The following is a 7,206-nucleotide window of genomic DNA, read 5'->3' as shown; positions in this document are numbered from 1 at the left end:
CGCGCCGGAAACGGCAAAAAAATCGAGGATCTGAGCGCCGTCAGCCTGGCCGATGTGGTTAGGCTCATCCTCCGATGCCGTTGATCAGACCATCCCTAACGCTTGGCGGTCGCCGCGGGGACGCAGCTGAGAAAAGCAATGAGCTTCCAGTGCTTGCAAAGATTGACTGTTCTCAGGGCGTCGGCGAAGATCAGTTTATGCCGCGCTTAGGCGATCCAATAGTAGTTAGCCGGCAAGACAGCCATGATCTTCACCCGAGAGAACTGCAAGCCCATTGAGTCCCCCAGCGAGGCTCAGATGGCGCGTGCGATTTCGCTTACAAAGTCTTCGTTTGCCGCGCTTACTTCCACGGATGGCGCCTACGTCCAAGCTGCTGGCGGCCCTAGTTTGTTCTTCATCGAGTGGCGCGATGTCACCGGGAGTCATCATCGTGGGGCTCAGGCAGCTACTGTTGTTCCCTTCCCCGATGGCACCGTCCTTTCCTTCAGCGCCGGCAGCGTAGAGCTTGCCAAAAATGAGTGGTTTCTTGCCTCACAGGTTAACGAGGTTCTCCGAGCATTCCTTGCTGGCAAGCCATTCCCATCTTGGCTTCGGTGGTCTGCTCTCTCCGCTGGCTATATTCAAGCAGGTTAACAAATCGTTCAAGGCGGACGGCTACGCCGCCGCTTAACTCCAGCGTTAGGCCAGAGGAAACTATGCGCAAGCTTGTAGCGATCGCTACACTCTTCATTGCTGCTTGCTCTAACTAAGAACGGGGTCAGGTTAAATTGAAAATTCTACCTGACCCTTTTCCACATCTTGAGGAACATCCGTGCTTAGCCTAGAGAGTCCACGCTGGTCTGAACTTCAGCACGCATATGGAGCGGCTTCTGACATCCCGGCCATGCTCGCTCAACTGAAAGCGCTATCCACATCTGGAGGCAAGAGTGAACCATGGTTCTCACTGTGGAGCGCCCTTGCCCACCAAGGAGACGTGTACAGCGCCTCTTTCGCAGCAGTGCCGCATGTGATCAATGTGCTCGCCACAGCGCCGCACACAGTTGAGGCGGTCTTCTTCCAATTCCCCGCATGGGTCGAGATCTGTCGCAAGAAGACCGGGGTGGCAGTGCCCAAAGATCTGACCGCGTCGTACTTCGAAGCGCTGTCAAGGCTACCAGCGCTTGTAGCGGCGGCATCATCGCGCGAATGGAGTGAAGAGTTTCTCCAGTGCGCACTATCTGCGATAGCGGCCGCAAAGGGGGCGGCGGAGGTGGCCGAGGCGGTGCAGGAGATGTCGGAGTCCGTCGCAGGAGAATTCCTAGAGTGGTTCTATGAGCACTGAGACGTCCAACCCTTCAATCAACAGGACATGTCCCGGCTAGCCGAGTCATGCCGGTTATCTCAAACGTTAGGGCCCACATGGAACGTATATTGCGAGTCGGACTTTGCATGGGAGGCGCCTGGATCGCGGCCATGGCCCTATCGCTCGTCACGTACTTTGCCTATTTGCCATCCCGCTGGAACATTACGACCCCAGACAGCTTTCTTTGGATTGGCTTTCTGGGTGCACTGTTCACAGCTTTTCTGCCATTGCTTACGTTAGGTATGCTGAGCATTCGTAGGGCTCCAACTCCAGCTACATCCGCTGCTATTTCTGCTGGCTGGCTATTGGCAATCTGCCTTATTCGCATGTCCAAGCCATGGCGCTACTATGGTGACTTTCCCGCCTGGATGCTCTACCGGGACTTTCTCCAATCTCTTCCCGTGGCTTTGGCATGCGCCTTAATCTTCGGCTTACTAGCCCGCCGGCTAGTGAGCCCTAACAAGTCATTCAAACCGAACCCGCTTCGCGGCTCGGCTTAATTCAGGCGTTAGGGCTCATGACCGACACTCCCAAACCCGTACAACGAACTGATTTATCTCTTGTAACCAAGACCGGGGTCAGCTTAAATGAAAAATTCAACCTGACCCTTTTTCACACACAATGCGCCTACGCGGCCGCTGGCTGGAACAACTCGGCTTCACCATCGGCAGCAAACTCGACATTCGCACGCGCAACGGTGAGCTGTTCGTCACCGTGGCATCCGCAGACTGATCTACCGTCGGAAGAAAGCGCACTGAGTGTGTAGCTATGGCTGAAAAAATGACATGCTGATGTTGGCGTTGATCGTTGTAGCAATGCTTATGCCGTGAAATCAATCATTGACGCCGTCGAAGTACAGCGGCATGCTGAAAGCGCCGCGCCCAAATATAAAGCTGACGATAAGATTGGGAAGTTGTATCAATTAATAATTTGGAAGGATTATGAGTTCCAACGTATTTCTCCATAAGTTTCATCAGGGTCGCGAACTAGCTATACCATTCGATGAAGTTATCGAATTTCTATCTGGATATGGAATGCCTGGCAATGGAGATTACAGAGGTCATGTAACCTTTCCCCCAGATGAGATTGCAGAAATAGCAAATGTTGTCGGCGACGAAGCTAGGGGTGCTCTTTGCATTGCGTTCAATCGCCCTTTCATCAATGATCAATTTCGCGCACTTGTGTTCGAGGCAATGCAGCAGTTCGGGCTCGCAGCGTACGACGACACCTTTTACTGGGTGTATGTTCTACCGGCTTCGGATGGCGACGTGCCTCAAGCGCTTTTGGATGAGTTGTCGAACGGGATCCGCGAAGTCAGCACAGTAGGGCAACTGTGGCAGGAGTGGGTATAGGCGCCCAAGAATAAGCCAGCTCTAATTTTCTCGACTGCTACCACCTGGCGGCGGTGCCTGCTGCTCGTAGCGATTGACGTAGGCAGGAAGTCAAAGAGGATCACGTCGTACCACACTTAAGCTATCCAATGACGGATGGGAAGCTATTGCTTTTTCCCCCGATTCAAGAACGGCGTCAGGTTGAATTAGAAATTCAACCTGACCCTTTTCCAACTGCCACGGTGCCGCCGCCCACCGAGATCGTCTGGCGCTCGCTCGACCCCTCGATCAAGCCGCGGCCCTACCTCGAGCGCACCCCCATCCCCGAGCCCCGCCCCGATCCCAATAAGCCGCGCCGCCAAGGCCACCCGCGTGCCCCGCAACACTGCACTGTCGGCTACGGCTACTACCCCGACAGCCACCAACGCGTCCCCACGCTGCGCCTACGCGGCCGCTGGCTGGAACAACTCGGCTTCACCATCGGCAGCAAACTCAACATCCGCCTGCGCGATGGCGAGCTGGTCGTCAGCGTCGCACCTACGGACTAACCAGGTGCGCTACGCACGCGCAGCACGCACCCGCACGCCCCGCGCCGAGCGCAACGCGCCAATCGCCACACCGTGCGCGCTCCCCGCTCACCGCGCAGAGGAGGGACACAGATGGAGCACCCCGCCGTCGTCTTGCATCTCACGCTGGACCAACGCGACCAGCTCGACCGCCTGCTACGCATCCTCATCGCTCATGGCGACGTCATCGCCATGAGCAAACCGGAATGCCTGGAGGCGCAGACCCTGCCAACGTTGGGACAAGCCGTCTTCGATGCAGCCTATGCCGTACGCGAGATGCTTGAGCAGCGGGTGGAGCAGACGCACCAAGCTGGTGGTGAGCGTAGCTAGGGAAGATTGAAAGGGGGCAGGAGCTGGTCTGAGCCCGGTTTTCCGGCTACATCGGTAATCCCCCCATTTGTAGCAGTCGCCAAAAGTGGAGCTATGCAGCAAGTGCCAACTTTTGCATGGGGGTGATGCCGCCGAGCGCCATGTTCGGACGCTCGTGGTTGTAGGTCCATAGCCATCGTGTGGCTTTGTCTTGCACCTGCTCGATTGAGTCGAACATGGTTCGGGCCAACCATCCATAGCGTACCGTCCGGTTGTAGCGTTCAACGTAGGCGTTCTGCTGCGGCTTGCCAGGCTGGATGTGCTCGATCCGGATGCCGCGTTGTTCAGCCCAGCCCAGTAGCGCACCACTGATGTATTCAGGCCCATTGTCGCAGCGAATCACGCGCGGCTTGCCGCGCCACTGGATGATCTGTTCCAGTGCCCGAATCACACGAGCCGAGGGCAAGGACAGGTCGACCTCGATCCCCAGCCCTTGGCGGTTGAAGTCGTCAATCACGTTGAACAATCGGAAGCTGCGCCCATCACTGAGCTGGTCGTGCATGAAGTCCATCGACCAGACCTGGTTGATCGACTCGGGCACAGCCAGCGGCTCTGGGCGTTCTCGCACAAGCCGCTTCCTTGGCTTGATCCGCAGGTTCAACTCCAGCTCCCGGTAGATGCGATACACGCGCTTGTGGTTCCAGCCAAAGCCCTTGACGTTGCGCAGGTGCAGGAAGCACAAGCCGAAGCCCCAGTCGCGGTAAGCGGTGGTCAATCGGATCAACCAGTCGGCGATCAGCGCGTTCTCATCCGATGCCTTGGCCTGGTAGCGGTAGCAGGTCTGACTGACCGTAAACGCCATGCAGGCTGACCGGATACTCATCGCCTTGTTGTTCACCGCCCATCGGGCCATCTCCCGGCGTTGAGATGGCCTCACCATTTTTTTGCCATTGCCTCCTTCAGCAGATCGGCGCTGAGCTGGGCCTCGGCGTACATCTTCTTCAGGCGCCGGTTCTCGTCCTGCAGCTCCTTGAGCTGGGACACCATCGAGGCGTCCATGCCGCCAAACTTGCTGCGCCACTTGTAGAAAGTCGCCGAACTGATGCCGTGCTCACGGCAAAGCTCTGGCACTGGCGTGCCGGCCTCGGCCTGCTTGAGCACCGCGATGATCTGGCTGTCGGTGAAGCGTGATGTCTTCATGGAAATCTCCTCGAGAAAGGTTACGAGAAAATTCCACTTCTTGCCCCTGCTGATCTGCGGGGGGATTACCGTCTGAGCCCGGTTTTCCGGCTACATCCCAGACCACTAGCCCATCTGTGGGCCGCCGGCAGTCTGCGTGGCTGCTTCGCGCTGCTGCGTTTCCTGCCGGGTTTGTTCTGCCACCCGCGCGTCGATCTGCTGGCTGCGGGCCAGCCCTTCTTCGATGCTTTGCTGTGGCTCGTTGAGATCTATCATCGCCCGGAAGCCGGGGGTCGTTCCCATTACGAAGATTTTCTCTTCATGCAGAACCACGTCACGCACCTGCTGCAGTTGGTGAATGCCGCTTTCTCGTGCGGCGACCATCGCTGACATCACCTGACCGTCGGTGACATTGGCAGGAAGATCCGATCGCATGCGATCAAACAATTGCTGCGATTCGCGCGACAGCGCAGAAGCCTGACCACGTCCTGGCTCGCCCTCGACCTCAGTCAGCAACTTCTGCAGTGGGCCTTGGTTCTTCGGAAGCGGGTTTTCGTGTGACGAGTTGAGCTTGCTGTCGGGAAATGGTTTGGGAATGCTCTTAAGCGCATCGATATTAGGAAGAACTTTGATCGTACCGTCAAAGCTGGGATCTGGCTTTTCGAGCTTCGGCCGCAGACCCGCATCCCGAAGTCCGCCCCAGACGTAGTCGATGCAACTGTTGGAGAACCCGTTGTAATAGAGGCCGAATCGACTATCGTCGCCACGCACACCAGCCTCACCGTACTCCTTCAGCTTCTCGTGCTGTTCCTTAGTAATCTCGAGCGTGTACGAATAGCTCGGATTCTGGTAAGTCTTGTACTCATCTCTGACGACGTGCCCGGCGCCTATAACGCCCGTTTTGATCGGCGAGAATCCGTATCCGTTCTTGTGCTCGCCGTCAGAGATCATGAAGTACGCATGGCCTGCGGAGGAAGAGTGGCCATGGCCCTTTTCATCGCGCACGGGCGTACCGGGTGCAGCGAGATAGACGGTAACGGTGTAGGGGCCGGGCTCTTTCCTGCCAGGTTGGGCCTGAGCACTGCTATGGGATTGACTGTCCATGTTTTATTTCACGTTGTAGTTGGCGACAAGAAGCTCAAAGCTGAGGTGAGCGATCTGCGGGTTGTCCTGAAGATTGGTAACCTTCAACCGGTATTTCCCGGGAGTCAGGTCCTTGGACTCGGCACTGGCAACCTCATATTCCATATAGGCCATCGACATGTCGTATTTGCCGGCCTTCAACAGACTGTTGGAATCCGCGCCAACAGCGCTTCTGTAGGGGAAGACGTCACTCTTTGCCTTTTGGTAGCGCGTGCCTTGCCACACTGCCGGCAAATCACGATTCAGCTCGTGAAGCACCACGGGCGTCTCTTTGCCACCATTCTGCTTCCAAAGCTGGACCCTCAAGGGAAGCTTCGCTTCCTCAAGGAAGTCCGCATCCCCTGGCTTCAGATCGGGGCGTTTACGTGGCCCACCAGAACGGAATCCGATCAGAAACGTGCTGGGTCCCGGATCGCCTGTCTCCTGCAGAGGCAGTTCGAAGCGCGCTTCGACCGTCGCGCCGGAGTGGACTAGATCAATCGGCTTGACGACCGGAAAGCCGTCGCCATAAGCCGGAGGTACCTTTCCCCCGCATCCACCAATCAACATTGGGAGTATGACCATCCATGGCTTCAGTAAATTTCGCATCTCTTCCTCGTGTTGGTAAAGCATGTCGTCGATAGCACCGACGACATCCAGAATTAGCCCGTTTATACACTGTAATAGGCGGCTGGTTCTGAATTGGCTTCACACAAGCGGGGACTTCGGCGCTTGCCCGCGAACGACGCTGCCATTGGCCAGATGAGCACTGCTGTTGCAGTTGGGATGGTGCCTGACCAGGACATCGAAGTTCTCCATAACCTCGTTGTGATAGCCCTTCTCCGCATCTCCACTCAAGTTGAATGACGCGATAAGGGACCTGCTGTGTCGCATCCTGTGAGGCCATGTGCCTACTCCTTGTTAGTCCCTAAGGTTGATCGCACGAGACAGGTACCAACAGCCCTGGCTCCGTCTGAACACGTAGGTATCTACTTCGTACTCCATGCCGAAGTCCACACTGCGGCCATCACCGGCCATCGTTTGGATAGAGACCGGGTATCCAACTTTACTTCGACGCTCCGGCTTCATCTCTCCCGGAACGACTCGATCAAAGACCTTTGCATCCTTGAAGTAACGATAGGGGAAGAGCTCCAGGCGGGAGAGGCCTGTTCGCTTGGAGAGATGCGTAGCGGGTGACGCGTCAGTTTCTTTTTCGACCGTGTGAGTCGGCACCTCATACTCCCGAAGAACGGGGTCAGATTCTGAGGTATCCCCACGTTTTTCAGTTCAGGACCATCTGGTTGTGAATGTGTTCGGGCAGTGTGCGTAGTCGCGCTAGCCATTGGCTGATGAGCTC

At 56.6% G+C, this 7,206-nt stretch carries 7 protein-coding genes and 1 pseudogene; 5 read left to right on the top strand and 3 right to left on the bottom strand.

What is annotated here, in order from left to right; translation table 11 throughout:
* The first annotated feature begins 883 nt into the window (after positions 1 to 883).
* The 5 genes and pseudogenes from GGR61_RS20635 (at position 884) to GGR61_RS20615 (ending at position 3,569) form a co-directional block, all read left to right on the top strand.
* On the top strand, positions 884 to 1,321 hold the full coding sequence (locus tag GGR61_RS20635) for a hypothetical protein (protein WP_221229442.1): 438 nt from the start codon (positions 884 to 886) through the stop codon (positions 1,319 to 1,321).
* 639 nt (positions 1,322 to 1,960) lie between these two features.
* Positions 1,961 to 2,074: pseudogene (locus tag GGR61_RS20630) on the top strand (SymE family type I addiction module toxin); the annotation flags it as partial.
* 209 nt (positions 2,075 to 2,283) lie between these two features.
* Entirely contained in the window at positions 2,284 to 2,694 is a 411-nt protein-coding gene (locus tag GGR61_RS20625) for a hypothetical protein (protein ID WP_184409705.1), read from the top strand.
* 191 nt (positions 2,695 to 2,885) lie between these two features.
* A complete protein-coding gene (locus tag GGR61_RS20620) occupies positions 2,886 to 3,221 on the top strand; it encodes a SymE family type I addiction module toxin (protein WP_184623771.1) in 336 nt (111 codons plus the stop codon).
* Positions 3,222 to 3,332: 111 nt separating this feature from the next.
* Positions 3,333 to 3,569, top strand: a complete 237-nt coding sequence (locus tag GGR61_RS20615) for a hypothetical protein (protein WP_184623767.1) — start codon at positions 3,333 to 3,335, stop codon at positions 3,567 to 3,569.
* 91 nt (positions 3,570 to 3,660) lie between these two features.
* On the opposite strand, the gene GGR61_RS20610 is transcribed toward GGR61_RS20615, so the two are convergent.
* The 3 genes from GGR61_RS20610 to GGR61_RS20600 form a co-directional block, all read right to left on the bottom strand.
* Positions 3,661 to 4,748, bottom strand: a protein-coding gene (locus tag GGR61_RS20610) for an IS3 family transposase (protein ID WP_260289066.1) whose coding sequence is annotated in 2 segments (ribosomal slippage) — positions 3,661 to 4,496 and positions 4,496 to 4,748 — 1,089 coding nt in all. Because the reading frame shifts where the segments join, the coding sequence is not laid out codon by codon here.
* A 105-nt stretch (positions 4,749 to 4,853) separates the two neighbouring features.
* A complete protein-coding gene (locus GGR61_RS20605) occupies positions 4,854 to 5,831 on the bottom strand; it encodes a lytic enzyme (RefSeq protein ID WP_184623765.1) in 978 nt (325 codons plus the stop codon).
* A 3-nt stretch (positions 5,832 to 5,834) separates the two neighbouring features.
* Entirely contained in the window at positions 5,835 to 6,458 is a 624-nt protein-coding gene (locus GGR61_RS20600) for a hypothetical protein (protein WP_260289065.1), read from the bottom strand.
* Positions 6,459 to 7,206 lie beyond the last annotated feature (748 nt).

Source organism: Xanthomonas sp. 3058, assembly GCF_014199765.1.
Lineage (GTDB): Bacteria > Pseudomonadota > Gammaproteobacteria > Xanthomonadales > Xanthomonadaceae > Xanthomonas > Xanthomonas campestris_B.
Note: the sequence above shows the minus strand (reverse complement) of the source record. Positions and strands in the feature narration are given on the sequence as shown.

What these genes read in the sequence shown, in the direction of transcription:
- GGR61_RS20605 (WP_184623765.1), bottom strand. Translation starts at nt 5,831, where the DNA reads ATGGACAGTCAATCCCATAGCAGTGCTCAGGCCCAACCTGGCAGGAAA.
- GGR61_RS20615 (WP_184623767.1), top strand. Translation starts at nt 3,333, where the DNA reads ATGGAGCACCCCGCCGTCGTCTTGCATCTCACGCTGGACCAACGCGAC.
- GGR61_RS20625 (WP_184409705.1), top strand. Translation starts at nt 2,284, where the DNA reads ATGAGTTCCAACGTATTTCTCCATAAGTTTCATCAGGGTCGCGAACTA.
- GGR61_RS20635 (WP_221229442.1), top strand. Translation starts at nt 884, where the DNA reads ATGCTCGCTCAACTGAAAGCGCTATCCACATCTGGAGGCAAGAGTGAA.
- GGR61_RS20600 (WP_260289065.1), bottom strand. Translation starts at nt 6,458, where the DNA reads ATGCGAAATTTACTGAAGCCATGGATGGTCATACTCCCAATGTTGATT.